This window comes from Pseudomonas sp. WS 5011, from assembly GCF_012985775.1.
GTDB classification, from domain to species: domain Bacteria; phylum Pseudomonadota; class Gammaproteobacteria; order Pseudomonadales; family Pseudomonadaceae; genus Aquipseudomonas; species Aquipseudomonas peli.
On the sequence record NZ_JAAQXA010000002.1, the window covers coordinates 154303 to 178721 of the forward strand.

Below are 24419 nucleotides of genomic sequence, written 5' to 3' on the forward strand. Positions count from 1 at the left end.
ATGGCCACGCCTTCAGCGCCGTTTACCGCCCATCAGCGACCCCAACAAACCACGTACCAGCTGCCGACCAATCTGATTGGCCGCCTGGCGCATAGCGGTTTTCATCACTTGGCTGGCCAAACCGCCTAACAACTCGCCCGCAGCACCGGCCATACCGCCTCCGACCTCGCCTTTGCTCGCTGAACTCGGTTTATTGGACTCTGCCTGCTGCGCAGCTTGCTCTGCACGCGCCGTCAGCAACTCATAGGCGGACTCACGATCAATTGGCTTGTCATAGCGCCCCCGCAACGCGGACTGCTGGATCAACGCTGCTCGCTCGCTTTCACTCAATGGACCGATACGCGACTGCGGCGGCGCCACAGCAACACGCTGAACCATGGCCGGCGTGCCTTTAGCTTCCAGCGTACCAACCAGGGCCTCACCGATACCCAGCTCAGTAAGCACCGTCAGCGTGTCGATGGCCGGATTCGGACGGAAGCCATCGGCCACCGCGCGCAGCGATTTCTGCTCTTTCGCGGTAAACGCACGCAAGCCGTGTTGAATACGCAGGCCAAGCTGTGCCAGCACATCATCTGGCAAATCGCCCGGCGATTGGGTGACGAAATACACCCCGACGCCTTTTGAACGGATCAGTCGCACCACCTGTTCCAAGCGCTCCTGCAAGGCTTTTGGGGTATCGGCAAACAATAGGTGCGCTTCATCGAAAAACAGTGCCAAAAGCGGTTTATCGGCATCCCCGCGCTCCGGCAGCTGTTCAAATAACTCAGCCAACAGCCAGAGCAGGAAGGTCGCGTAGACCTTCGGCGCCTCATGCACCAGGCGGCTAGCGTCGAGCAGGTGAATACGCCCGCGACCATCGCGGTCTGGATGCAGAATGTCTTCCAGCTGCAGTGCCGGCTCACCAAAGAGTGCCTCGGCGCCCTGCTGTTCCAAACCGGCTAACTTGCGCAATAAGGCTTGCGATGAGGTGGCCGTAAACAAGGCGCTGTCTTCCCCCAACACCTCGGGGTGATTTTTCAAGTATGCCAGCAGCGCTTTGAGGTCTTTAAGATCAAGTAGCAACAACCCTTCACGGTCTGCCACCTTGAACGCGGAATAGAGTGCAGCCTGCTGGCTGTCGGTCAGTTCCAGCAGCGCGCCGAGCAATAAAGGCCCCATCTCACTCAGCGTGGTGCGCAGTGGATGGCCGCTCTTGCCATGCACATCCCACAGGGTTACCGGGTAGGCCATCGGCTGATGGTTGAGCCAAGGCATGCTGGCAATGCGCTCAGCCACTTTGCCTTGCGGTGCGCCAGCCGCCCCCAGACCGCAGAGATCACCCTTCACATCGGCGGCAAACACCGTGACGCCAGCATCGCTGAAGGTTTCGATCAAGCGTTGCAATGTCACGGTTTTACCGGTGCCCGTCGCGCCAGCAATCAGTCCGTGACGGTTCGCCAGACGCAACGCCTGCCCCACCGGCAGCCCCTCAAGATCGGCCCCCACAACAAACTGATCGGTTTGCACCATCTTGTTATCTCCATGGTTAAAGCTTTACTGCAATTAGGCCGACATAGTTAGCGTGCCCTGCAATAGCCACTGCCTAACATCAGCCCAAGACTGATGCCAGAACTCACCGGACGCAAGACGCCATGACCAACAACCTGAAGTTCAGCCACAAGATTCTGCTCGCCGCCTCGCTGGTGGTGATCGCCGCATTCTCGCTGTTCACGCTTTACAACGATTACCTGCAACGCAACGCGATCCGTGATGATTTGGAAAGCTACCTAAAGGAGATGGGGAATGTCACCGCCAGTAATATTTCCAACTGGCTGTCAGGGCGCATTCTGCTGGTAGAAAACGTTGCTCAATCGGTCGCCCGCGACTCTTCCGGCGACGCTCTGACCGGACTGCTGGAGCAGAAGGTACTGGCCTCCACTTTCGCCTTCACCTACCTGGGCAGCGCTGATGGCAGCTTCACCATGCGCCCGGACGAGGACATGCCGGATGGCTACGATCCGCGTCAACGCCCTTGGTACAAGGATGCGATGGCAGCAGGCGGCACTACCCTCACCGAACCCTACGTCGACGCCGCCACTAGCGAACTGATCATCACCATCGCAACGCCCGCCAAAGCGGCAGGAGTGGTAGGCGGCGACCTGAGCCTCAACACCCTGGTCGACATCATCAACTCGCTGGACTTTGCCGGCATGGGTTATGCCTTTCTGATCAGCGCGGATGGCAAGATTCTCGTGCACCCGGACAAGTCCTTGGTGATGAAGAACATCAGTGAGGTCTACCCGCAAGACACCCCGCGCATCAGCGGCGAGTTCAGCGAAGCGGAACTCAATGGCGAGACGCGCATTCTCACCTTCGCTCCGGTCAAGGGCCTGCCCTCGGTTAACTGGCATGTCGGCCTGTCCATTGATAAGGCCAAGGCCTACTCAATGCTCAGCGAATTCCGCGCCTCGGCGATCGTTGCCACCATCATCGCGGTGGTGCTGATCATGTTGCTGCTGAGCATGCTGATCAGCGTGCTGATGCAACCGTTGAATGTCATGGGTAAAGCCATGGAAGACATAGCCCAAGGCGAGGGTGACCTGACCAGACGCCTGAGCATTCAATCCAACGACGAATTTGGCCGCCTGGCCAGTGCCTTCAACCAGTTTGTTGAGCGTATCCACAGTTCAATCCGCGAGGTGTCATCCGCCACCAGCCAGGTCAATGAAGTGGCGAAACTGGTGGTCGGCGCCTCTAACTCGTCGATGATCAACTCCGACGAGCAGGCCAGCCGAACCAACAGTGTGGCCGCTGCGATTAATGAGCTGGGCGCCGCCGCGCAGGAAATTGCGCGTAACGCTGCCGATGCATCGAACCAAGCCTCCGATGCACGCCACCTGGCTGAAGACGGCCGCCAAGTGGTGGAACAAACCATCAAAGCGATGAACGAACTGTCCGGCAAAATCAGCGCATCTTGCGGCAATATCGAAACCCTCAACAGCAAGACGGTGAACATCGGGCAGATACTTGAGGTGATCAAAAGCATCTCCCAGCAAACCAACCTGCTGGCGCTCAACGCTGCTATCGAGGCAGCACGCGCTGGTGAAGCCGGCCGAGGCTTCGCAGTAGTGGCAGATGAAGTACGCAACCTTGCACACCGCACCCAGGAATCGGCGCAGGAAATCGAGAAGATGATCGAAGAGCTGCAAGTCGGCTCCCGCGAATCGGTCACCACCATGACTGAAAGCCAACGCTACAGCGAAGAAAGCGTGGAGATCGCTAACCAAGCCGGCGCCCGCCTAAGCAGCGTCACCGAACGCATCGGTGAAATTGATGGCATGAACCAGTCGGTGGCCACCGCAACCGAGGAGCAGACCTCGGTGATCGAATCGCTTAACGTCGACATCACCGAAATCAACACCCTCAACCAGGAAGGTGTGGAAAACCTCAACGCCACCTTGCGTGCCTGCGGCGATCTGGAGCAACAGGCTAGCCGCCTCAAGCAACTGGTCGACAGCTTCCGCATTTAACCCATGCGGAAAACATACGGGGCGCTCAGTGAGCGCCCCGTTTTTATTTCTGCTTTTCGTGGTTCGTTGGTGACTGTTCGTCTTGCTGCAACTGCCGCCATAACTCGGCGGCATCGGCAAATTCGCTACCGTCCTCAGGACTTAAAGCCTCAGGGTCATAGCGCTGCGTACACCCCTCACCAAGCACCGGTGGCGCGCTGGATGTGCCACGCGCGAGTGGATCAGTCATAACACCTCCAATGCATGGTACCAGCCTTCAACTCAGCGCCACACGGCCTTCGTCATGCTGGGCAAACTCTTTGACCGCACGCAACACATCGCTGCGGCTCACCTGGCCAATCAAACGGCCGTCTTCGACCACTGGCAGGCGCCGGCGCCGGCCGCGCAGAAAGCGCTCGGAGATTTCGATGATATCCGCCTCCGGCGAAATCACTTCCACCTCGGTGGTCATGTAGGCGCTGACATCACCGCCCGCCGACTCGTAGTAAGCGCCAGAAAGGATGCCGCGCAAGCAATCGCCCTCCGACAACAACCCCACCAGATGCCCTTGTCCGTCAACCACCGGCGCGCCAGAGATACGGTGCTCAAGCAAGCGGTTAATCGCGGTGAACAGGTTCATTTCAGGCCGGAAAGTCACCAGATTGCGGGTCATGTAATCTCGCACTTTGATTGACTTGAGCATCAGTAATACCCTCTATCTGCGCTGAACCGAACCCTACTGACGCCTCAGTCGAACACCACTGTTTTATTGTCGTGCACCAGCACTCGGTCTTCTAAGTGATAGCGTAGACCACGTGACAGCACCATCTTCTCGACATCTTTACCCAGACGCACCATCTCTTCGATGCTATCGCGGTGGCTGACGCGTACCACGTCCTGCTCAATGATCGGCCCGGCGTCCAGCTCCTCGGTCACATAGTGCGAGGTCGCACCAATCAGTTTGACCCCTCGCAGCGATGCCTGGTGATATGGCTTGGCCCCGACAAACGACGGCAGAAAGCTGTGATGGATATTGATGACGCGCTGGGAGAACTCGGCGCAAAGTGGCGCAGGCAAAATCTGCATATAGCGCGCCAACACAATTACGTCGGCGGCATGGGCTTTTACCAACCGCGCCACCTCATCAAATGCCGGTTGTTTATCCTGCGAATTAACTGGCACATGGAAATACGGAATGTCATGCCACTCCACCATGCTGCGCAGGTCATCGTGGTTGGAAATGACGCATGGAATATCGCAATCTAATTCGTCGCTGTGCCAGCGGTGCAGCAAATCGGCCAGGCAGTGCGATTCGCGACTGGCCATCAGCACCACACGTTTCTTAACCGCCGAATCGGTAACCCGCCACTCCATAGAAAACTCACGGGCAATCGGTGCAAAAGCCTGGCGAAAACCGTCCAGATCAAATGGCAGCGAGTCAGCGCGAATCTCGTGGCGCATAAAAAACCAGCCACTCTGATTATCCGAATGATGACTGGCTTCGGTAATCCAGCCGTTATAGGTGGCCAGAAAGTTACTCACCTTAGCCACAATTCCAACCCGATCAGGACAGGCAATGACCAATCGAAAAGTACGCATCAACGGCTCCGGGGCTCAAATAAAGTCGGCCATTCTAGTCTCAACATGGAAAAACTGCAGTACTCAGACAGCACATGCCAGAGCATGCAATGGGACAGGACAGTTGTCGCTGGCGAAATAGCGCAGTACTTACGCCCAAACAGTTAATAACTCGCTATATACAACAGGCCAAGCGGCCATCCAGTTACTTAACAATACAATTCATAAAAAATACCTATAAAGCGGTTTACTTGTTAAAAGTGCCTGACTACTATTGCTATCACTTAATCGCCAATCCCGAATACAGGTACCCATCATGTCGTTGATCAACGAATACCGCGCCACCGAAGAAGCAATCAAAGAACTGCAAGATCGCCTGAAAAATCTGTCGCAAGACGACAAACTGAAGAAAGAGCTGGAATTCGAAGGCAAACTGCGCGCACTGATGGGTGAATACCAGAAATCGCTGCGCGACATCATTGCCATGCTCGACCCAGAAGCCAAAGGCAGCAAAATCACCCGCGCAGCCAAAACAACTGGCACCAAACGCGCCCGTAAAGTTAAGCAGTACAAAAACCCGAATACCGGCGAAGTAATCGAAACCAAAGGCGGCAACCACAAGACGCTGAAAGAGTGGAAAGCCAAGTGGGGCGGTGACGTCGTTGAAGGCTGGGCAACCCTGCTGGGCTAAGCCTGCCGCTTAAGCGCCAAAAGCTTCACGCAAAAACGCCAGCGATGCTGGCGTTTTTTATGGGCATTGTTTCAGTCACGCCCACAGCATTTAGCCCTATCAACTACAGGGCATAACGCTGGCGTAACTGTTCTGCATGATCGCGCCACTCCAACAAAATAGCTTGTTGTGCCGAATCACTCTCTGGAAGAACGTCCGCAAGTGCTTGGTTGAACTGTTCAAGCGTATTCGGGGCACCGTATTCGGGCTGGGTCAGACGCTGCTGACAGAATGTTCGCCAACGTTGTTGCTCCTCCACACTCAACGTCGCGGTAAAGTTTCGCGCGCGGTATCGAAATAACAGCTCCGGCAAACGCCCATCATCAAATGGCCAAACTGCCTCGGCCAAACGCTGCGGTTCGGCACGCCTTACCTGCTCACACAGTCGGCGATCGCGATCGCCAATAAAGCCCTCATATAGCTGTTGCTCAGGGTCTTGATTGGCGGCGAACTGCTCTTCGGCATACACCTGCACCAGTTTTTCCTGCCACTGCCCAGGACTACTGCGTAATTGTTCAGCTTGTGCCTGATAGGCCGACACATCGAGCTGCAGACGCTGAATATCCTCGGCGCGCAAGACATTCATCGGAGCAACAACGGGACAACGGTTGATATGCAGCAACTTCAGCGGCACCGGCAACTCGCCGTCGACCAATTGATCGCGACGGGTGTACAGGCGTGTACGTAATGTTTCAGCTGACTCATTGAGCAGCGGCGAGATATCGGCCTGCAGATCACAAACAATCAACGCATTGCGATTACGCGGATGCCAAGCCAACGGTAAGACCACCGCCAGGTAATGCCGCGCACCGGCATAGCGCCCGGAGATATGCACCAACGGCTGCAACAGGCGTATTTGATCCTGCACACGCTGTTTACTGCGCAGTTGATACAGGTAGTCATAGAGCTTGCGCTGTTTGTTGCGCAGCAAGCGCGCCAGGGCGATGGTTGCTCGCACATCGGACAGCGCGTCGTGGGCCTGGCCATGCTCGATGCCGTTGGCAGCAGTCAGACGCTCCAGTTTGAGGGTCACCCGTCCCTCTTCTTCCGGCCAGACGATGCCTTCCGGGCGCAATGCATAAGCCGTACGCACCAGGTCGATCAGATCCCAGCGGCTATTACCGCCCTGCCACTCACGAGCGTAGGGATCGAAGAAGTTGCGATATAGGCTGTAACGCGTCACCTCATCATCGAAACGCAGGCTGTTGTAGCCCACCCCGCAGGTGCCCGGCTGCGACAACTCGGCATGCACACGGCTCATAAATTCGGCTTCATCCAGGCCATGCTGCGCCAGCTTGCTCGGGGTAATTCCGGTCACCAGGCAAGCTGCCGGATGCGGCAGGATGTCGTCGCTGGGCTGGCAGTAGATGTTCAGCGGCTCAGCAATTTCATTGAGGTCTTCATCAGTGCGAATCCCCGCGACCTGCAGCGGCCGGTCGCGCCGTGGGTCAATACCGGTGGTTTCGTAGTCGTACCAAAAGAGGCTGGAAGTCACAGTTATGTCCTGATGCTGAGGCGCAGGCAGTCTACCACCCCGTCAGCATCACGCAGACAAGCGCAGAACCTTGCGCCAGCGCACGCCGCACGTGGGGTCTGTGCCTTGTAGGCCCCCCTGGCGGAGACTAAAGTGGGAAACCCGATTAACCACTCTGTACAAGGACGCCCCATGAGTGAGATCAACCCCAGCAATCCCTACGCAGCACCTGCCAGCGCGCTGCAGGAAGCACCACGCGACAGCCAGGTGCCCAGCATCGAAGAAGCCCTGAGCCGTGGCTACGACTTCACCATCAGTGACCTGCTCAGCGAAGCCTGGCAACGGGTAAAAGGCACCAAGGGCATCATCATCGGTGGTTTTCTGGTGTTCTACGCCGTGCTGCTGACTGCATCCTTCCTGATTGGCGGATTCTTCGGCCTGCTGGGCGTGGTCAGCGACAGCCCAATGCTCGCGGTCGTGGCCGAACTGGTCATCGGCATTCTGGCTTCGGCCCTGGCTTATCCCTTTATGGCTGGGATCAATATGATCGGTATCCGTCGCGCCGCCGACCAACCGATCAGCTTCAATGACATTTTCAGTCACTTCGGCCGCACCGTGCCGCTAGTGATCACCGCGATTATCAGCATGCTGCTGATCTACCTCGGCATGTTCCTGTTGATCATTCCCGGCCTGTACCTGGCCATCGCTTATATGCTGGCCATTCCGCTGGTGGTGGAGCGCGGCCTGACGCCGTGGCAAGCACTGGAAGCATCGCGCAAGGCGATTACCCAGCACTGGTTCAAGGTGTTCGGCTTGTTCCTGCTGCTGGGCCTGATCACGCTTATCAGCGCTATTCCGCTCGGTATTGGTCTGGTCTGGACCATTCCGCTGTTTGTCATCGCCATGGGCGTGCTCTATCGCACCATCTTCGGTGTACTGCCTGCGCCGCAATAATCCTCACTAAATAACCCCGCTGCGCCGGTTCAGATCACTGAGCCGGTTGCTTCCCTGCCTGCTGCTGGCTAGCATCGGGCTTTCCTCGACGCAGTCTGCCGATGTCGCCCACGCCAACCCCTGCTTCAGTCGCCGCTCGCCCGCTGCTGGATACCCGCTATAAGGTGGAAACACCGGAAGGCATCGACCTGATCCTGCGCCCAGCCGGGGTAGTGCCGCGCGCGTTGGCATTTAGCATTGACCTGCTGATTCGCGGTGCGCTGCTCGGCGCAATGTTTGCCGTGCTGGCGTTGCTCGGGCAGTTCGGTATGGGCCTGGGCACCATCCTGCTGTTTCTCGTGACCTGGTGGTACATGGTGCTGTTTGAAGTGCTCAACCAGGGCCGCTCACCGGGCAAGCAGATGATGGGCCTACGGGTGATTCATGACGACGGCACGCCGATTGGCTGGGCCGCCTCGCTCACGCGCAACCTGCTGCGTTTTGTCGACATTCTGCCCTTTGGCTACACCTTGGGTATTCTCAGCTGCCTGAATCACCCGGCGTTCAAGCGCCTGGGCGATATCGCCGCCGGCACCCTGGTGGTGTATCGCGATAACGCCCCGGCCGCCCCCGAACTACCGCAAGCCGAAGCACTGCGTGCCCCCTTCAGCATGAGCTTGAGTGAACAGCGCGCCCTGCTCAGTTTTGCCGAACGCGCGCAGAGTCTGTCCACCGCACGACGCCAGGAGTTGGCAAGCATTCTTGCCGAGCCCTTGCAGGTACCTGCTGAGCAGGCCGAACAGCAGATCCACGGGATTGCCCGTGGCTTGTTGGGGCCGACATGAAACAGAGCCTGTTTGAACACCAGCACCAAGCCGAGTGGCAGGCCTTTAATGCGCAGCTAGAAGCCCTTGAGCGCGGCAAGGCCGATAGCCAGCAATGCAAGGCCTTTGCCGCCAACTACCGCAGCCTGTGCCAGCACCTAGCCCTGGCCCAGAGCCGGGGTTACAGCAGCCACCTGATCGAGCAGTTGCAGCTGCTGGCCATGCGCGGCCATCAGCAGTTTTATCGCCATCGCAGCCCACTGGGGGCGCAACTGCTCGGGTTTATCCTGGCTGGATTTCCACGCCTGGTGCGCGCCGAGTGGCGTTTTGTCGTGGCCGCCAGCCTGCTGTTCTTCGGCAGCCTGCTGCTGATGGGCACGCTGGTGTATCACTTCCCCGACCTAGTCTACGGGGTGATGGCACCTGACCAGGTCGGCGAGATGGAAAAGATGTACGACCCCGACGCCAGGCGCATCGGCCGCTTCAGCGAACGCGACTCCGGCGATGACTGGATGATGTTCGGCTACTACATCATGAACAACATCGGCATCGCCTTTCAGACCTTTGCCAGCGGCTTGCTGTTTGGCCTGGGCAGCTTGTTCTTCCTGCTGTTCAACGGCCTGATGATCGGCGCAGTGGCCGGCCATCTGACGCAAATTGGCTACGGTGAAACCTTCTGGTCGTTCGTCATCGGCCACGGTTCTTTCGAACTCACCGCCATTGCCCTGGCCGGCGCGGCCGGCCTGAAGCTCGGCTGGGCACTGCTGGTTCCCGGCCGACTGCCACGCGGCGAGGCGCTGCGCGTAGCCGCCGGCAGCAGCGTGCGGCTGGTCGGCGGGGTGATCGTATTTCTGCTGCTGGCGGCGTTTATCGAGGCCTACTGGTCATCCATGGACCTGGCCAGCCCTGCGATCAAATATGCAGTCGGCGCTGGTCTTTGGCTGCTGGTGCTGGCTTATCTGCTATTGGCTGGCCGAGGTGCGCATGCGCCTGACTGATGCCAGCGTCGCCATCCGCCCTCGTAGCGCCTGGGAAGCCGTCGACCTCGGCGTGTTACTAGCCAAACAGCATGCAGGCCTGTTGATGCTCAGTTGGGCCTTGGTCACCGTGCCGATTTTCGCCCTGCTGTGCCTGCTGCTGTGGGATTACCCGAGCATCGCCGTACTGATCTTCTGGTGGCTGAAACCGGCTTACGAACGCCTGCCTCTGTATATCCTCTCGCATGCCCTGTTCGGCGCTACGCCAAGCCTCAGGCAGGCGCTAAAAGCCCTGCCCGGCCTGCTCAAACCGCAACTGCTGGCCAGCCTGACCTGGCGCCGGCTAAGCCCCACACGCAGCTTCGACCTGCCGGTGATGCAGCTGGAAGGCCTGTCCGGCAAGGCGCGCAGCCAGCGCCTGATCGTCCTCGGCCAGCGCGATGCCGGCGGTGCCAGCTGGCTCACCATCGTCGGCGTGCACCTGGAAATGGCGCTGTGGTTCGGCATCATCAGCTTCGTCTACATGCTGCTGCCGGCGCAGATGGAGCTGGACTGGACCTGGGACAGCCTGATCAATGCGGCGTCTGGCGAGTGGCTATGGCTGGAACATCTGTCCAACCTGACCTACGTTCTGCTGCTGATCCTCTGGGAACCGATCTACGTCGCCTGCGGCTTCACCCTCTACCTGAATCGCCGCACTGCTCTGGAAGCCTGGGACATCGAACTGGTCTTCCGCCAGCTACGCCAGCGCCTGACGGGCGTGGCTTATGCCCTGCTGCTGGGCTGCGGCCTGCTGTTGATGCAGCTGCCAAACAGCGCCATGGCCTCCGATACCGCAACCGCAAGTAGCTGCCCGCTGCCGGCTGAAGACCCCATGGGGCCAGAAGCCGACCGCCTGCTCAAGCAGCCGCTGACCAGCGCCGAAGCGCAAAAAAGCATAGGCCAGCTGCTCGATCAGCCGCCCTTCGAGCACCGTGAAACCGTCACCCGTTGGCGCCTCGGCGAAGAGCCCAAGGAGCCGAGCGAGGAAGACGCCAAGGCCCTGATCGAACTGCTGGAAAAATTCTTCAAACTCACCGAGTTCTGGAAAAGCGTCGATGCAGTGGCGCTGTTCTTCGAGGTGCTGCTGTGGGCGGCGCTGTTCAGTCTGATCGCCTGGTTGCTGTGGCGCTACCGCGACTGGCTGAGCGCCTTTGCCGGACGCTTGCGTTTGCCGCAGGGGCGCACCTATCAGCCACCTGAGCAGCTATTTGGCCTGGAAGTGGCGCCACAAAGCCTGCCAGCGGATATCCCCGGTGAAGTGGAACGACTCTGGGATGAACAGCCACGCGCCGCCCTCGGCCTGCTTTACCGCGCCCTGCTCAGCCGCTTGTTGCACGAACAGCGCCTGCCGCTGAAAAGCTCGCACACCGAAGCAGAAGTGCTGCAACTGGTGCAGGCGCTGCAACAAAAAGACCTCAGCCACTTCAGCCAGGCCTTGACCCGCCACTGGCAGAACCTCGCCTACGGCCATCGACTGCCGCCCGCGGCACTTAAACAGGGCCTGTGCAATGCCTGGCGACGCCTGTTCGAACAAGGAGCGCAGGCATGAACCGGCGTCTCCAGTTCCTCCTCGGTGCCGGACTACTGCTGGTGCTCGGCCTGCTGGGCATCTACCTGCTGGGCAAACTCACACCCTATGAGGAGACTCTCGAGCACGGCCCCGCACCCGAGGCCCGAGCCAACCCTTATCTCGCAGCCGAGCATTTCCTGCGCAAACAGGGCCTGCAGGTACAACGCGCCGATGGCCTGGAGGTCATGAAGGACCTGCCGAGCGCCGGGCAAACCCTGCTGCTGCTCGGCGACCGCAACCGCATGACGCCCAAGCAGGCCGAACGCCTGCTGGCCTGGACGGCCAAAGGCGGCCACCTGCTGTTTGTCGCAGAGCGGCTGTGGGATGAAGAAGAAGGCAAAAGCGGCGATCTGCTGCTCGACAGCCTGGGCATCCAGCAATACGAAAGTGAAGAACTCGACGAGGACGCCAGCGAAGCAGCAGAAGAAGACGCCGCTTTAGAGGACAAGGCCGACGCGGAACCACAAGCCGAACCGGAGGCTGCGGCAGAGGTAACCAAGGGTTCAGACAATGCCTACCCAGAACTGACCCAGCTGTATCTGGAAAACGAAGAGGCGCCGGCCTACTTCAACTTCGACACCGACTTCCACCTCTACGACTCCGAAAATCGCGCCCACGCCTGGGCCAACAGCGACGCCGCCACCCACCTGCTGCAGCTCTACCATGGCGATGGCCTGATCAGCGTGGTCAGCGACAGCTGGATCTGGCAAAACCAGGGCATCGGCGAATACGACAACGCCTGGTTGCTCTGGTACATGACCCAAGACAGCCAGGTCACCCTGCTCTACCGCGCCGACCGCGATGACCTGTTCAGCCTGCTGCTTGAGCACTTCCCCCAGGCATTGGTTGCACTCGTGCTGTTGCTGGCATTCGGCCTGTGGCATCTGGGCATGCGCCAAGGCCCGCTGCTGTTGCCCGCCAGCCGCAATCGCCGCCAACTGCAGGAACACCTGCGCGGTAGCGCTGACTTCCTGCTGCGCCACAACGGCCAGCACAGCCTGCTGCAAGGCTTGCAACAAGACATCCAGCGCCGCGCGCGGCATCGTCACCCCGGTTTCGAACGCCTTGCCGTGGCCGAGCAGTGGCAGGTGCTGAGCCGCCTGACCCGCCAGCCTTCTAGCGTTATCAGCCAAGCCATGCGGCCGTTGCCCAAGCAGCGCCTGGCCGCCGCCGACTTCACCCGCCAGGTCGCCAACCTGCAAACCCTCAGGAATGCCCTATGACGAGCGAACACACACCCGAACAGCCGGACAGCGATATCGAATCAGCCCCCGTCGCCGCTGAAACCGTCGAAGCTGCGGCCAGCGAAACGCCTGTACCGGCCCCGGCACCAGCTGCCCCGGCAGCCGCAGCAGCCAATCCGAATGCGCAGCGCCAGCGCGCTAGTCAGTTGGCTCAGGCACTGCGTGGTGAACTGCAGAAAGCCCTGATCGGCCAGACGGCGGTGATTGATGACGTGCTCAGCGCCCTGATCGCCGGCGGCCATGTGCTGGTCGAAGGCGTTCCCGGCCTCGGCAAGACCCTGCTGGTGCGTGCCCTGGCGCGCTGCTTTGGCGGCGAGTTCGCGCGCATCCAGTTCACCCCGGACCTGATGCCCAGCGACGTCACCGGCCACGCTGTGTACGACTTGCAAAGCGAGCAGTTCAAACTGCGCAAGGGCCCAGTATTCACCAACCTGCTGCTGGCGGATGAAATCAACCGCGCCCCGGCCAAGACCCAGGCGGCGTTGCTGGAAGTCATGCAGGAACGTCAGGTCACCCTGGAAGGCCGCGCCCTGAATGTGCCGCTGCCGTTTATGGTGCTGGCCACGCAGAACCCGATTGAGCAGGAAGGCACCTACCCGCTGCCGGAAGCCGAGCTCGACCGCTTTATGCTCAAGCTGCGCATGGATTACCCCGAGCAGAGCGAAGAGCTGAACATGGTTCGCCAGGTGGCGCGCTCAAGCAAAGCCGACATGCTCGAAATAACCCCGCTGCGCACCCTGCTGCAGGCCCGCGATGTACTGGCGTTGCAGAAAATTGCCAGCGACCTGCCGATTGATGAGCAGGTGCTCGACTACGCTGTGCGCATCGCCCGCGCCACCCGCACCTGGCCTGGCCTGGCCATCGGCGCCGGGCCGCGCGCCTCGATTGCCCTGGTACGCTGCGGCCGCGCCCGAGCGCTGCTGCGCGGCGGCGATTTCGTGCTGCCAGATGACATCAAGGGCTGCGCCCTGGCCGTACTGCGCCACCGCGTGCGGCTGTCACCAGAGCTGGATATCGAAGGCCTGTCGGTGGATCAAGTGCTGCAACAGCTGCTCGACCAGGTTCCGGCACCGCGCCTATGACCCGCACTTGGCAAAAGCCCGCATTGAAAGGCGCTCTCGCATGAAGCCCTCACGCGCGCTGCTGGCGCTGCTCGCCGGTCTGTTCGTGCTCGGCATTGCCCTGGGTATCTGCAGCGCCCTGGGCATTGCCTTGCCGCGCAGCTTCACCCCGATTTACTGGGGCCTGCTGCTGATGCTGCTCGGTCTGACGCTGATCGACGCCCTGCTGCTGCGCCAAGTGCCTTCGCCGCGCATCGAGCGCCAGCTACCTGGCAACCTGCCGCTGGGTCGCTGGAGCGAAGTGCGGCTGAATCTGCACCACAGTTACCCCCGTGCGCTGCAGATGGAAGTGTTCGACCATCTGCCCGGCGATATGGCCTTCGAGCACCTGCCGCTTAAGGTCGATCTGCACCCCGGCGAGCAAACTCAGGTCAGTTACCGCGTGCGCCCGCTGCTGCGTGGGCATTTCCATTTCCCGCAGTGCGAAGTCAGCCTGCCCAGCCCCATGGGTCTGTGGCGCGCTCGCCGTTATCTGCCGGTGGCCGGTGAAACCCGCGTCTACCCGGATTTCGCCCGGCTTTACGGCGCGCAACTGATGGCGGTGGATGACTGGCTCAGCCAGCTGGGCGTACGCCAGCAGCAACGCCGCGGCCTGGGGCAGGAATTTCACCAGCTGCGCGAATTCCGCGACGGCGACACCCTGCGGCAGATCGACTGGAAGGCCACCGCGCGCAAACGCACACCAATTGCCCGCGAGTATCAGGACGAGCGCGACCAGCAGATCGTCTTCCTACTCGACTGCGGCCGACGCATGCGCAGCCAGGACGGCGAGCTGTCGCATTTCGATCACGCTCTCAACGCCTCGCTGCTGCTGAGCTACGTGGCACTGCGCCAGGGCGATGCGGTCGGCCTGTCGACCTTTGCTGGCGAGCAGAACCGCTTCCTCGCCCCGGTCAAAGGCCAGGCGCAGCTGAATGTGCTGCTTAATGCCTTGTATGACCTGCGCAGCACCCAACAACCGGCAGACTTCACCGCCGCAGTGGAAAACCTGCTCAGCCGCCAGCGCCGCCGCGCCTTGGTGGTGCTGGTGACCAACCTGCGTGATGAGGATGATCAGGCCCTTCTCGGCGCGGTCAAACGCCTGAGCCGCCAGCATCGCGTGCTGGTCGCCAGCCTGCGTGAGGAAGTGCTGGATACCCTGCGCCACACCCCGGTGCAGGACCTCTCCAGCGCTCTGGATTACTGCGGCACACTTGACTACCTGAATGCCCGCGCTGGCCTGCACGAACGCCTGATTGCCAACAAGGTGCCGGTGCTGGATGCGCGGCCGAGCGAACTGGGACCGCAGCTGGTGAGCAGTTATCTAGCCTGGAAAAAAGCCGGCGTTCTCTAGCACTGGCCACGCCAACGCCGACCTAGGTTGGCGTTGAGCGCCCCGCCCCAACCTACGGCTATAGCCACGTCACGTGCTGCTCCAGCGGAAAGCGCAGACGCGGGTTGTACACGCCCTTCTCGTCCTGCTTGCCCACCGCCAGCAGCATGATCGGCAAGGCCTGGCGCGGGATGCTAAGAGTCTTGCGCAAGCGCACTTCATCAAAGCCTTCCATCGGGCACGTGGCATAGCCATGGCTCTGGAAGGCCAGCATCAGGTTCTGCGCCGCCAGCGCCGTGGATTTCACCGCCCAGATGCGCATCTGCGCCTGGCTGTTGGGCGCGCGCATCAACGGTTTGCGCCAGGCTGCCACCCGCAGCAGCTGACGTTTGAACAGCCCAAACAGACCGAATGGGCCCTGGTTGTACTGAAAGGGTGCGGTCTTGTTGTAGAAGCTGCGAATCCGCGCAGGTACTTCCGGCTCCGGCCAATAGTCGATGATGTTCTGGCAAGCCTGCTTCCAGGTGTCCGGCCGCGCCAGCACGGCAATAATCAGTGGAGCCTTGGCCGCATTCTGACTCATGCACACCGGGTGCAAACGGGCCAGCAACGCCGGATCGCGAATCACCTGGAAACTCCAGGGCTGCAGGTTGCAGGAGTTGGGCGCGAGCACCGCCAGTTCTAGGCAATCACGCACCACATCATCAGGCACCGCTTCGGCGGTAAAGCGGCGTACCGCGCGGCGACTTTCGATCAGCTCACGCAGTGCGGCGGGGGTCGCGGGAGAAATGGCGGTATCAGCGGGAAACAGGCTCATCAGGGGCATCCTCGGCAGGTTGCCCGATTAAGCCGCGATGCCCAGCCACGAACAAGCCGTATACCGGCTTAGTCCGCAGCCTTGGCGCAAATGGCCTTAACCCAGCGCCTTTTCGATCGCCTGGATCAGGCTCGGGTCATCCGGCGTGGTGCGCGGGGAGAAACGTGCCAGCACACGGCCGTCGTGACCGACGAGGAACTTCTCGAAATTCCAGGTGATATCACCTGGAAACTCGGCGCCCTCGCCTGCCAGCAGACGATACAGCGGATGGCGGTCCGGCCCATTCACCTCAAGCTTGCTGCCCAACGGGAAGGTCACGCCGTAGTTGAGGCTGCAAAACGCGCGAATGGCGTCCTCGCTGTCGGGCTCCTGCTCGGCAAACTGATTGCACGGCAACCCGAGCACGCTGAAGCCCTGTCCTTTGTATTGCTGATAGAGCTTTTCGAGGCCCGCGTACTGCGGTGTCAGGCCACATTTGGAAGCCACATTGACCACCAACACCACCTGCCCCTTGAAGGGTGCCAGCGGCAGCTCTTGGCCATCCAGTGCACGCAGGTTGAGGTCGTGAAAGGCACTCATGGTCTAACTCCTTGAGAACACAAAGGTTACGTGTAGCGGACAAAAAATGGCCGGGAGCTATTTTTAACGTCGCACCGCGACGGCCCGCAGGGTGAGCCGCAAAGGATGGTGGCTCATAAGAAAGGCGCCTATCTGAAGGCGCCTTTCTTCTGTTGCAGCTTAGCAGTCAAGCCAACGGTTGATACGACCATAAGTCGACTCGTGGCGACCACATAAGGCTAAACCATCAATGATGATGACCGCCTTCGCCATGGATATGGCCATGCGCAACTTCTTCTTCGCTGGCATCGCGCACGCTGACAACCTTGACCTTGAAGTGCAGGCGCTGGCCAGCAAGTGGGTGGTTGCCGTCAACGATCACGTCGTCGCCTTCCAGCTCACGGATAGTAACGATCTGCATGCCACCGTCCGGACCGGAAGCATGAAACTGCATACCGACTTCCAGCTCATCCACACCTTCAAACATCGAGCGATTGAGGGTGGCTACCAGCTCGGCGCTGTATTCGCCGTAGGCATCTTCTGGCTCAACGGCCACGTCCAGCTCATCGCCAGCTTGCTTGCCCAGCAGGGCTTTTTCCAGACCGCCGATGATGTTGCCGGCACCGTGCAGATAGGCCAGCGGCGCGCCGCCTGCGGAACTGTCGATCACCTCACCGGCATCGTTAGTCAGGGTATAGTCGATGGAGACGGCCTTATTGGCGGCGATCAGCATGGGGCGAGACCTTTTGCTTGGAAATAAAGAGCGGGCAAGTTTACCCAAGGGCACGCGCGAAAGCGAACCGGACACAGACGGACGGCCACGCGCGGCCTCAGTGCGCGTGCTTGATTTTCGTCAGGATGAGCACGGCCATTGGGTGGCAGTATTGTCCTGCGGCCATACTCAGCACCTGCGCCACCAGCCGCCCTGGCAGAATCGCGCGTGGGTGCTGGATGCTCATCAACGCCAGGCGCAAGTGGGAGGACCTTTCCTCTGCGGCTGGTGCGCAGCTGAAAATAGCGCAAGCGAGGCGACGACAGAACGCCTGAACCACGATTTGAACAAGGAGCGGTAAATGCCCGCACGCAATATTCTGGTGATCAACTGCGGCAGCTCATCGATCAAGTTTGCCCTGATCAACGAAGACCAAGATGCCTTTATCCTCAGCGGCCTGGCCGAACGCCTGGGCAGCCCGGATGCACAAGTCCACTGGCAACAAGGCGATAGCAAAGACAGCCTGATACTGCCCCATGCCGATCACCGCGCCGCCCTCGCCCAGGTATTGCCCTTGGTGCAGGCCGCCGCTGGCGGCCAACTGCACGGAATCGGCCACCGCGTGGTGCATGGCGGCGAGCATTTCACTGCTGCCTGTCGATTGGATGCACTGAGCCTTGCGGCGATTCGCACTACCGCTCCGCTAGCACCGCTGCATAACCCGGCCAACCTGCTGGGCATCGAAGCGGCGATCAAGCTGTTCCCCGACCTGACTCAGGTTGCAGTGTTCGACACGGCCTTTCACCAGACCCTGCCCGAACACGCCTACCGCTACGCCCTGCCCGAGCACCTGTACCGCGAACACGGCGTACGCCGCTATGGCTTCCACGGCACCAGCCACCGTTTTGTCAGCCAGCGCGCCGCAGAAATGGCCGGGCTGCCGGTCAATGCCAGCAGCTGGCTGGTGGCACACCTGGGCAACGGCTGCTCGACCTGCGCCATCGTCGATGGGCAAAGCCGCGACACCAGCATGGGCCTGACGCCGCTGGAAGGCGTAGTGATGGGCACCCGCAGCGGCGATGTCGACCCCAACCTGCACAGCCACCTGGCGCGCACCCTGGGCTGGAGCCTGGAGCAGATTGAAGCCATGCTCAATAAAGACAGCGGCCTGCAGGGCCTGTCTGGTTTATCCAACGACATGCGCACCCTGGAGCAAGCCCGCGAGCAGGGCCATGCCGGCGCCACCCTAGCCATCGAGGTATTCTGCTACCGCCTGGCCAAATCCCTGGCAGCCATGAGCTGCGCACTGCCACAACTCGACGGTCTGGTCTTCACCGGCGGTATTGGCGAGAACTCGGCGCTAATCCGCAGCAAAACCGTCGCTCACCTGAAATTGCTCAACCTAGCCCTCAACGAACCGGCCAACGCTCGCACCGCGCGCGGCGCGGCCGGACCGATCCAGGCGTCCGGCCACCCGCGCGTGATGGTCGTACCGACCAATGAAGAACGACAGATTGCCCTCGACACCCTGGCGCTACTTGAAGCCTGATCGTCACCTGACTACTACGGAGCGCGAATGCACACTTTCTTTATTGCCCCCACCGGTTTCGGTGTCGGCCTTACCTCGATCAGCCTGGGCCTGGTCGGCGCCCTGGAGCGTGCCGGCCTCAAGGTCGGCTTTTTCAAACCCATCGCCCAGCCGCATCAGGGCGATATGGGCCCGGAGCGTTCCAGCGAGCTGATCGCCCGTACCCACGGCCTGCACTCGCCAAAACCGCTGGCCCTGTCGCATGTCGAGCGCATGCTCGGTGACGGCCAGCTGGATGAACTGCTGGAAGAAATCATCAGCCTCTATCAGCAGGCCGCTGCAGACAAAGACGTGGTGATCGTCGAAGGCATGGTGCCGACGCGCCAGGCCAGCTACGCCGCGCGGGTCAATTTCCACCTGGCCAAAAGCCTGGATGCCGAGGTGATTCTGGTTTCCGCACCGGAACAGGAAAGCCTCAGCGAATTGAGCGACCGAGTGGAAATTCAGGCCCAACTGTTTGGCGGGCCGAAAGACGAGAAAGTGCTCGGGGTGATCCTAAACAAGGTACGCAGTGACGATGGCATCGAAGCCTTCGCCAATCGCCTGAAAGAACTCTCGCCACTTCTCAAGGGCGATGACTTCCGCCTGCTCGGCTGCATCCCCTGGCTGGAAGAACTGAACGCCCCGCGTACCCGCGACATCGCCGATCTGCTCGGCGCGCGGGTGCTGAATGCCGGCGATTACGAGCAACGGCGCATGCTGAAGATCGTGCTCTGCGCCCGCGCGGTGGCCAACACCGTGCAACTGCTCAAGCCTGGCACCTTGGTAGTGACGCCAGGGGACCGCGACGACATCATCCTCGCGGCCAGCCTGGCTGCGATGAACGGCATGCCGCTGGCCGGTTTGCTGCTGTGCAGCGACTTTGCGCCTGACCCACGCATCATGGAACTGTGCCGAGGCGCGTTGCAGGGCGGCTTGCCGGTGATGACGGTGAGCACCGGCTCCTACGACACCGCGACCAACCTCAACCGGTTGAACAAAGAAATCCCGGTCGATGACAAGGAGCGTGCAGAAAAAGTCGCCGACTTCGTCGCCAGCCATATCGACCATGAATGGCTATTCGCCCGCTGCGGTACGCCACGCGAGCTGCGCATGTCGCCGCCGGCGTTCCGCTATCAGCTGGTACAACGCGCCAAGGCGGCGAACAAGCGCATCGTTCTACCCGAAGGCAGCGAGCCACGCACCGTACAGGCCGCGGCCATCTGCCAGGCACGCGGCATCGCCCGTTGCGTGCTGCTGGCCAAACCGGATGACGTCCATGCCGTAGCCCGCGCCCATGGCATCGAGCTGCCGGAAGGACTGGAAATCCTCGATCCGGACCTGATTCGCGAACGCTACGTGGCGCCGATGGTCGAGCTACGCAAAGGCAAAGGGCTGAACGCGCCGATGGCCGCCGCGCAGCTGGAGGACACCGTGGTACTGGGCACCATGATGCTCGCCCTGGATGAAGTCGACGGCCTGGTTTCCGGGGCGATCAATACCACCGCCAACACCATCCGCCCCGCCTTGCAGCTGATCAAGACTGCACCGGGCTATAAGCTGGTGTCGTCGGTGTTCTTTATGCTGCTGCCCGACCAGGTGCTGGTCTACGGTGATTGCGCGGTAAACCCTGACCCGACAGCGGTGGAGCTGGCGGAAATCGCCCTGCAAAGCGCGGCCTCGGCCAACGCTTTCGGCATCATTCCTCGGGTGGCGATGCTCAGTTACTCAACCGGTGACTCCGGCAGCGGCGAAGAAGTAGAAAAAGTCCGCGAGGCCACCCGCCTGGCCAAGGCCATCAACCCACAACTGCTGCTCGACGGCCCGCTGCAATATGACGCGGCGGCGATTGAAAGTGTCGGCCGGCAGAAGGCCCCTGGCAGCCCGGTCGCCGGCCGCGCCACGGTGTTTATCTTCCCCGACCTGAACACCGGTAACACCACCTACAAGGCAGTACAACGCAGCGCCGATTGCGTCAGCGTCGGCCCGATGTTGCAGGGTCTGCGCAAACCGGTGAACGATCTGTCTCGCGGCGCACTGGTCGACGATATCGTCTTCACCATCGCCCTGACCGCGATCCAGGCCGCCAACCTGCCGCAGTGATGCACAGCCAGGGCTGCTCAACGGCGGCCCTGGCCAGGCAAAAGTGCTAAACATCCGCGAATCGCTGCGATAACCCATATTTCGAGGGGTTGCAGTTCGGTGCACAGACGTTAACCTGTGCGCCGACCGATCTGCGGTGCAAAACCGCAGGCGTAGATAAGTGTCGGGGATCAAGCGGCTTGAGCGCCACAGCAGTGGCCCGCAACCAGCCTGGCCCCATTTTCTGGAGGCACCTGCCCCAATGCTGCATTTCCTGCCTGCTCCACTGCGCGGCCTGCTCGCCGGCCTGATGTTGGCACTCAATACCCTGTTCTGGTGTTGGCCGCTGTTTATCCTGGCACTGGTGAAATTGCTAGTCCCCATACCTGAGGTACACCGCATCCTGCGCTTTATGATGCACGCGAGTGCCGAAGCCTGGATTTCCATCAACAAGTTCTGGATGAACCTGGTCGGCCGTACGCATTGGGATGTGGCCGGGCTGAGTGGTTTCGATAAACAGCACTCATACTTAGTGACCAGCAACCACCAGAGCTGGGTGGATATTCTGGTGCTGCAATACCAGCTCAATCGGCGTGTTCCGTTTCTCAAGTTCTTCCTCAAGCAGGAGCTGATCTGGGTGCCGGTGATTGGCTTGTGCTGGTGGGCGCTAGAATTTCCATTCATGAAGCGCTTCAGCAAGGAGTACCTGGCCAAGCACCCGGAAAAACGCGGCCAGGACCTGGCCACTACGCGTAAGGCCTGCGAGCGCTACAAGACCAACCCGGTGTCGGTGTTCAATTTCCTCGAAGGCACGCGCCTGTCGCCGGCTAAGCACGCGCAACAGCAGTCACCGTTCAAGCACCTGCTCAAACCCAAGGCCGGCGGTATTGCCTTTGTGCTGGACGCCATGGGTGAGCAGCTGCATAGCCTGGTCAATGTCACCATCCATTACCCACAGGGCAACCCCGGTTTCTGGGACCTGTTGTGCGGACGGATTGATCAGGTAGTCGTGCGCTTCGATCAGCTGCAGATTCCCAAGGAATTTATTGGCGGCAACTATGATCAGGACGAAGCCTACCGCTTGCAGTTCCAGCAATGGGTCAACCAGCTGTGGCTGGACAAGGATGCGCAGCTCGACGAGCTGAAGAAGCGTTATCCCGCGCGCTAAGCCGCTATCGCTGAATCCTCAAGCCCGCCTAGCCAGCGGGCTTTTCGTTACGCAACGGCAAATTGTGCCAATCCAGCTGCGCGGGGAAGGTTTTGATCTGCTCCGCGTTTAGCCCCGGCGCGACTAGAAAGCCCTGCATGATTGCGCAGTTGTGCGCTGCCAGCCAATCACGCTGAGCCATGGTTTCCACACCCTCGGCGATCACCTCCAATCCCAGGTTGCGGCCCAGGTCAATGATGGTGCTGACCACCGCAGCATCACGCGGCGAGTCGAGCATATTGGAGATAAACAGGCGATCGATCTTCAGCGTATCCAGCTCGAAATGACGCAAGTAAGCCAGTGACGAATAACCGGTGCCGAAATCATCGATGGCGATCCTCACCCCGAGCTTACGCAACTGACGCAGCTGTTCCTGGCTGGTTTCCAGATCCTGCATCAACGCGCTTTCGGTAACTTCCACTTCCAGCTGCCGAGGGTTCAACTGGTGCTCTTCAAGCACCCGACGCAGGTCATCGACCAACTGCGGCATGCCGAACTGCACCGGGCTGACATTCAGGCTGAGCACCAGCTCGTTGCCGAACTGCTGGCTCAGCTGTTGGCATTTTTCGATCCCGGCCTTGAAGATCCAGCCGCCCAGGCGATTGATCAGACGAGTCTCCTCCAGCAGCGGAATAAACACCCCCGGCGCCACGGTGCCGGCAACCCGATGCTGCCAACGCAGCAAAGCTTCGAAGCCACGCAGGCGTCCGCTCTCCAGGTAGATCTGCGGCTGGTAGACCAGGACGAAATCATCATTCTCGATGGCGTTGCGCAGGCTTTCCTCAAGCATCAACCGTGAGCGCGCGCGGCCGTTCATTTCCTGCGAGAAGAAGCGGTACTGCTGACGACCGGTGCGCTTGGCCTCGTACATGGCCATGTCAGCGGCGCGCAGCAAGCCTTCCACGGTTTGCCCACACTCGGGGAAACAGGCAATGCCGACACTGGCGCCCAGAGTCACCTCGATGCCGTCGAGGTTATGCCGCACCGAAACCTGCTCGATCAGTTTTTCGGCGATGCGCGCGGCGTCTTCCGGATGTTCCAAACTGTCGAGCAGGGCAGTGAACTCATCGCCGCCAATCCGCGCCAGGCTGTCATAGGGGCGCAGGCTGGCCTTTAGCTGTTCACCGACGAGTTTGAGCAAACGGTCGCCCACGTCGTGGCCGAGGGAGTCATTGATCCGTTTGAAGCCATCCAGATCGAGATACAGCACCGCCATACGCTGGCCGCTGCGTTCGATCCGCGATAACGCCGATTCCAGCGCCTGATAGAAGCCACGCCGGTTGAGCAGGCCAGTCAGGGCATCAGTAATCGCCTGTGACTCCAGTTGCTGATGCAGATGGCGCACAACCGACATATCCAGCGCCATCACCACCATGGCGTGCTGCAGGCGCGGCAAGGGTGAACAGGACAGCGCCACCGGCACCTGCCCGCCGTTCAGCGTGCGCAGGTTAGCGTCATGCAGGCGATAGGCCTCACCGCGCCGCCACTGCAGGTAAAATTCGGACAACCGCCAGTCGCTGGTGACTTGCGGGCTGACCAGATAGGAGAGCATTTCACTGCCTTCCAGATCGCTTATCGAGCCCTCAAGCATGCGTGCCATGGCCGGGTTGGCGAAATTGATCCGACCATCCTCGCCCACCACCATGATGCCTTCGGCGGCGTTGTCCAGCACCGAGGCGTTAAACGCCCGCGCGGTATCCAGTTGCTGGGTCAGTTGCAGCAGCTCGCTGCGGTTGCGCTCATGTTCGAGCAGGGCGTGAATCTTATGGCGCAAAACGCTGGAATCGAAGGGCTTGAGCATGAAATCTACTGCGCCGGTGGCGTAGCCCTTGATCACCGAATCCTGAGTCTGCGCGATGGCTGAGACGAAGATAATCGGGGTGTAGCGCGTACGCGGATTACCACGCATCAGCCGCGCCACCTCAAAGCCGTCCATGTGCGGCATCTGCACATCCAGCAGCACCAGGCCAACGTCCTCTTCGAGCATGCACTGCAGGGCGCTCTCGCCCGAGTCAACACAACGCAGTTGCCAGTCGCCCTCCTCCAGCAGAGCTTGCATGGCCACCAGGTTTTCCTGACGGTCATCCACCACCAGCAGAATCTGCGTGCTGGGCACGCTCTTCAGCTGTACATGTGCCATAAATCCTCCCTTGTCCCTGGCGAGCGTCTTGCGACTCCTGTTG

The 24419-nt window shown here is 60.5% G+C and carries 22 protein-coding genes; 13 read left to right on the forward strand and 9 right to left on the reverse strand.

Translation table 11 applies throughout. The features are described from left to right. Positions 1-12: 12 nt before the first annotated feature. Positions 13-1509, reverse strand: a complete 1497-nt coding sequence (locus HBN63_RS03105; protein WP_170048358.1) for a helicase HerA-like domain-containing protein — start codon at positions 1507-1509, stop codon at positions 13-15. A gap of 122 nt (positions 1510-1631) precedes the next feature. Between HBN63_RS03105 and HBN63_RS03110 the strand changes: the two genes are divergently transcribed. Next, on the forward strand, positions 1632-3509 hold the full coding sequence (locus HBN63_RS03110) for a methyl-accepting chemotaxis protein (RefSeq protein ID WP_167142333.1): 1878 nt from the start codon (positions 1632-1634) through the stop codon (positions 3507-3509). A gap of 43 nt (positions 3510-3552) precedes the next feature. On the opposite strand, the gene HBN63_RS03115 is transcribed toward HBN63_RS03110, so the two are convergent. From HBN63_RS03115 to purU, 3 genes are read right to left on the reverse strand one after another with little or no spacing between them, the layout of a single operon-like run. Further along, positions 3553-3738 (reverse strand): hypothetical protein, encoded by a 186-nt coding sequence (locus HBN63_RS03115; protein WP_090248936.1) that lies wholly within the window; start codon positions 3736-3738, stop codon positions 3553-3555. Between the two features lie 27 nt (positions 3739-3765). Continuing rightward, entirely contained in the window at positions 3766-4191 is a 426-nt protein-coding gene (locus HBN63_RS03120) for a CBS domain-containing protein (protein ID WP_167142336.1), read from the reverse strand. Between the two features lie 44 nt (positions 4192-4235). After that, on the reverse strand, positions 4236-5087 hold the full coding sequence (gene purU / locus HBN63_RS03125; protein WP_090248938.1) for a formyltetrahydrofolate deformylase: 852 nt from the start codon (positions 5085-5087) through the stop codon (positions 4236-4238). 295 nt (positions 5088-5382) lie between these two features. Here purU and mvaT point away from each other — a divergent pair, with 295 nt between their 5' ends. Next, the gene (mvaT, locus tag HBN63_RS03130; RefSeq protein WP_090248939.1) at positions 5383-5757 is read left to right on the forward strand and encodes a histone-like nucleoid-structuring protein MvaT; all 375 of its coding nucleotides are present in this window, start codon (positions 5383-5385) and stop codon (positions 5755-5757) included. A gap of 103 nt (positions 5758-5860) precedes the next feature. On the opposite strand, the gene sbcB is transcribed toward mvaT, so the two are convergent. Continuing rightward, the gene (gene sbcB, locus HBN63_RS03135; RefSeq protein ID WP_170048359.1) at positions 5861-7291 is read right to left on the reverse strand and encodes an exodeoxyribonuclease I; all 1431 of its coding nucleotides are present in this window, start codon (positions 7289-7291) and stop codon (positions 5861-5863) included. Positions 7292-7462: 171 nt separating this feature from the next. On the opposite strand from sbcB, the gene HBN63_RS03140 reads away from it, so the two are divergent. The 7 genes from HBN63_RS03140 (at position 7463) to HBN63_RS03170 (ending at position 15314) form a co-directional block, all read left to right on the forward strand. After that, positions 7463-8224 carry a hypothetical protein gene (locus HBN63_RS03140; RefSeq protein WP_167142342.1) on the forward strand — a complete coding sequence of 254 codons (762 nt, stop codon included), beginning with the start codon at positions 7463-7465 and terminating at the stop codon, positions 8222-8224. A 101-nt stretch (positions 8225-8325) separates the two neighbouring features. Then, the gene (locus tag HBN63_RS03145; RefSeq protein ID WP_170048360.1) at positions 8326-9048 is read left to right on the forward strand and encodes an RDD family protein; all 723 of its coding nucleotides are present in this window, start codon (positions 8326-8328) and stop codon (positions 9046-9048) included. Continuing rightward, on the forward strand, positions 9045-10025 hold the full coding sequence (locus tag HBN63_RS03150; protein ID WP_167142347.1) for a stage II sporulation protein M: 981 nt from the start codon (positions 9045-9047) through the stop codon (positions 10023-10025). Before HBN63_RS03145 ends, HBN63_RS03150 begins: the two co-directional genes overlap by 4 nt. Continuing rightward, on the forward strand, positions 10012-11595 hold the full coding sequence (locus HBN63_RS03155) for a DUF4129 domain-containing protein (RefSeq protein ID WP_170048361.1): 1584 nt from the start codon (positions 10012-10014) through the stop codon (positions 11593-11595). Before HBN63_RS03150 ends, HBN63_RS03155 begins: the two co-directional genes overlap by 14 nt. Then, on the forward strand, positions 11592-12839 hold the full coding sequence (locus tag HBN63_RS03160) for a DUF4350 domain-containing protein (protein ID WP_170048362.1): 1248 nt from the start codon (positions 11592-11594) through the stop codon (positions 12837-12839). Before HBN63_RS03155 ends, HBN63_RS03160 begins: the two co-directional genes overlap by 4 nt. Further along, the gene (locus tag HBN63_RS03165; RefSeq protein ID WP_262498869.1) at positions 12836-13942 is read left to right on the forward strand and encodes a MoxR family ATPase; all 1107 of its coding nucleotides are present in this window, start codon (positions 12836-12838) and stop codon (positions 13940-13942) included. Before HBN63_RS03160 ends, HBN63_RS03165 begins: the two co-directional genes overlap by 4 nt. A gap of 40 nt (positions 13943-13982) precedes the next feature. Continuing rightward, on the forward strand, positions 13983-15314 hold the full coding sequence (locus HBN63_RS03170) for a DUF58 domain-containing protein (RefSeq protein WP_170048363.1): 1332 nt from the start codon (positions 13983-13985) through the stop codon (positions 15312-15314). A gap of 58 nt (positions 15315-15372) precedes the next feature. Here the strand turns inward: HBN63_RS03170 and HBN63_RS03175 are convergent, their stop codons facing one another. From HBN63_RS03175 to HBN63_RS03185, 3 genes are all read right to left on the reverse strand, one after another. Next, positions 15373-16110 (reverse strand): nitroreductase family protein, encoded by a 738-nt coding sequence (locus tag HBN63_RS03175; RefSeq protein ID WP_170048364.1) that lies wholly within the window; start codon positions 16108-16110, stop codon positions 15373-15375. A gap of 96 nt (positions 16111-16206) precedes the next feature. After that, entirely contained in the window at positions 16207-16689 is a 483-nt protein-coding gene (locus HBN63_RS03180) for a glutathione peroxidase (RefSeq protein WP_160085392.1), read from the reverse strand. 226 nt (positions 16690-16915) lie between these two features. Then, a complete protein-coding gene (locus HBN63_RS03185) occupies positions 16916-17401 on the reverse strand; it encodes a peptidylprolyl isomerase (RefSeq protein ID WP_090248959.1) in 486 nt (161 codons plus the stop codon). On the opposite strand from HBN63_RS03185, the gene HBN63_RS03190 reads away from it, so the two are divergent. From HBN63_RS03190 to HBN63_RS03205, 4 genes are all read left to right on the forward strand, one after another. Further along, positions 17370-17741: a DUF3565 domain-containing protein gene (locus HBN63_RS03190; RefSeq protein WP_170048365.1), complete on the forward strand. Its 372-nt coding sequence runs from the start codon at positions 17370-17372 to the stop codon at positions 17739-17741. The genes HBN63_RS03185 and HBN63_RS03190 overlap by 32 nt on opposite strands. Further along, on the forward strand, positions 17742-18929 hold the full coding sequence (locus HBN63_RS03195; protein ID WP_170048366.1) for an acetate kinase: 1188 nt from the start codon (positions 17742-17744) through the stop codon (positions 18927-18929). Positions 18930-18956: 27 nt separating this feature from the next. Then, entirely contained in the window at positions 18957-21050 is a 2094-nt protein-coding gene (pta, locus tag HBN63_RS03200) for a phosphate acetyltransferase (protein WP_170048367.1), read from the forward strand. 241 nt (positions 21051-21291) lie between these two features. Then, positions 21292-22197 carry an acyltransferase gene (locus tag HBN63_RS03205; protein WP_167142376.1) on the forward strand — a complete coding sequence of 302 codons (906 nt, stop codon included), beginning with the start codon at positions 21292-21294 and terminating at the stop codon, positions 22195-22197. A gap of 28 nt (positions 22198-22225) precedes the next feature. Here the strand turns inward: HBN63_RS03205 and HBN63_RS03210 are convergent, their stop codons facing one another. Beyond that, positions 22226-24376: an EAL domain-containing protein gene (locus tag HBN63_RS03210; protein ID WP_170048368.1), complete on the reverse strand. Its 2151-nt coding sequence runs from the start codon at positions 24374-24376 to the stop codon at positions 22226-22228. Positions 24377-24419: the final 43 nt, after the last annotated feature.

Excerpts from the sequence above, each read along its gene's own strand:
- HBN63_RS03105 (WP_170048358.1), bottom strand. The coding sequence starts at position 1,509 with ATGGTGCAAACCGATCAGTTTGTTGTGGGGGCCGATCTTGAGGGGCTG.
- HBN63_RS03110 (WP_167142333.1), top strand. The coding sequence starts at position 1,632 with ATGACCAACAACCTGAAGTTCAGCCACAAGATTCTGCTCGCCGCCTCG.
- HBN63_RS03115 (WP_090248936.1), bottom strand. The coding sequence starts at position 3,738 with ATGACTGATCCACTCGCGCGTGGCACATCCAGCGCGCCACCGGTGCTT.
- HBN63_RS03120 (WP_167142336.1), bottom strand. The coding sequence starts at position 4,191 with ATGCTCAAGTCAATCAAAGTGCGAGATTACATGACCCGCAATCTGGTG.
- purU (WP_090248938.1), bottom strand. The coding sequence starts at position 5,087 with ATGCGTACTTTTCGATTGGTCATTGCCTGTCCTGATCGGGTTGGAATT.
- mvaT (WP_090248939.1), top strand. The coding sequence starts at position 5,383 with ATGTCGTTGATCAACGAATACCGCGCCACCGAAGAAGCAATCAAAGAA.
- HBN63_RS03140 (WP_167142342.1), top strand. The coding sequence starts at position 7,463 with ATGAGTGAGATCAACCCCAGCAATCCCTACGCAGCACCTGCCAGCGCG.
- HBN63_RS03145 (WP_170048360.1), top strand. The coding sequence starts at position 8,326 with ATGTCGCCCACGCCAACCCCTGCTTCAGTCGCCGCTCGCCCGCTGCTG.
- HBN63_RS03150 (WP_167142347.1), top strand. The coding sequence starts at position 9,045 with ATGAAACAGAGCCTGTTTGAACACCAGCACCAAGCCGAGTGGCAGGCC.
- HBN63_RS03155 (WP_170048361.1), top strand. The coding sequence starts at position 10,012 with ATGCGCCTGACTGATGCCAGCGTCGCCATCCGCCCTCGTAGCGCCTGG.
- HBN63_RS03160 (WP_170048362.1), top strand. The coding sequence starts at position 11,592 with ATGAACCGGCGTCTCCAGTTCCTCCTCGGTGCCGGACTACTGCTGGTG.
- HBN63_RS03165 (WP_262498869.1), top strand. The coding sequence starts at position 12,836 with ATGACGAGCGAACACACACCCGAACAGCCGGACAGCGATATCGAATCA.
- HBN63_RS03170 (WP_170048363.1), top strand. The coding sequence starts at position 13,983 with ATGAAGCCCTCACGCGCGCTGCTGGCGCTGCTCGCCGGTCTGTTCGTG.
- HBN63_RS03175 (WP_170048364.1), bottom strand. The coding sequence starts at position 16,110 with ATGAGCCTGTTTCCCGCTGATACCGCCATTTCTCCCGCGACCCCCGCC.
- HBN63_RS03180 (WP_160085392.1), bottom strand. The coding sequence starts at position 16,689 with ATGAGTGCCTTTCACGACCTCAACCTGCGTGCACTGGATGGCCAAGAG.
- HBN63_RS03190 (WP_170048365.1), top strand. The coding sequence starts at position 17,370 with ATGGAGACGGCCTTATTGGCGGCGATCAGCATGGGGCGAGACCTTTTG.
- HBN63_RS03185 (WP_090248959.1), bottom strand. The coding sequence starts at position 17,401 with ATGCTGATCGCCGCCAATAAGGCCGTCTCCATCGACTATACCCTGACT.
- HBN63_RS03195 (WP_170048366.1), top strand. The coding sequence starts at position 17,742 with ATGCCCGCACGCAATATTCTGGTGATCAACTGCGGCAGCTCATCGATC.
- pta (WP_170048367.1), top strand. The coding sequence starts at position 18,957 with ATGCACACTTTCTTTATTGCCCCCACCGGTTTCGGTGTCGGCCTTACC.
- HBN63_RS03205 (WP_167142376.1), top strand. The coding sequence starts at position 21,292 with ATGCTGCATTTCCTGCCTGCTCCACTGCGCGGCCTGCTCGCCGGCCTG.
- HBN63_RS03210 (WP_170048368.1), bottom strand. The coding sequence starts at position 24,376 with ATGGCACATGTACAGCTGAAGAGCGTGCCCAGCACGCAGATTCTGCTG.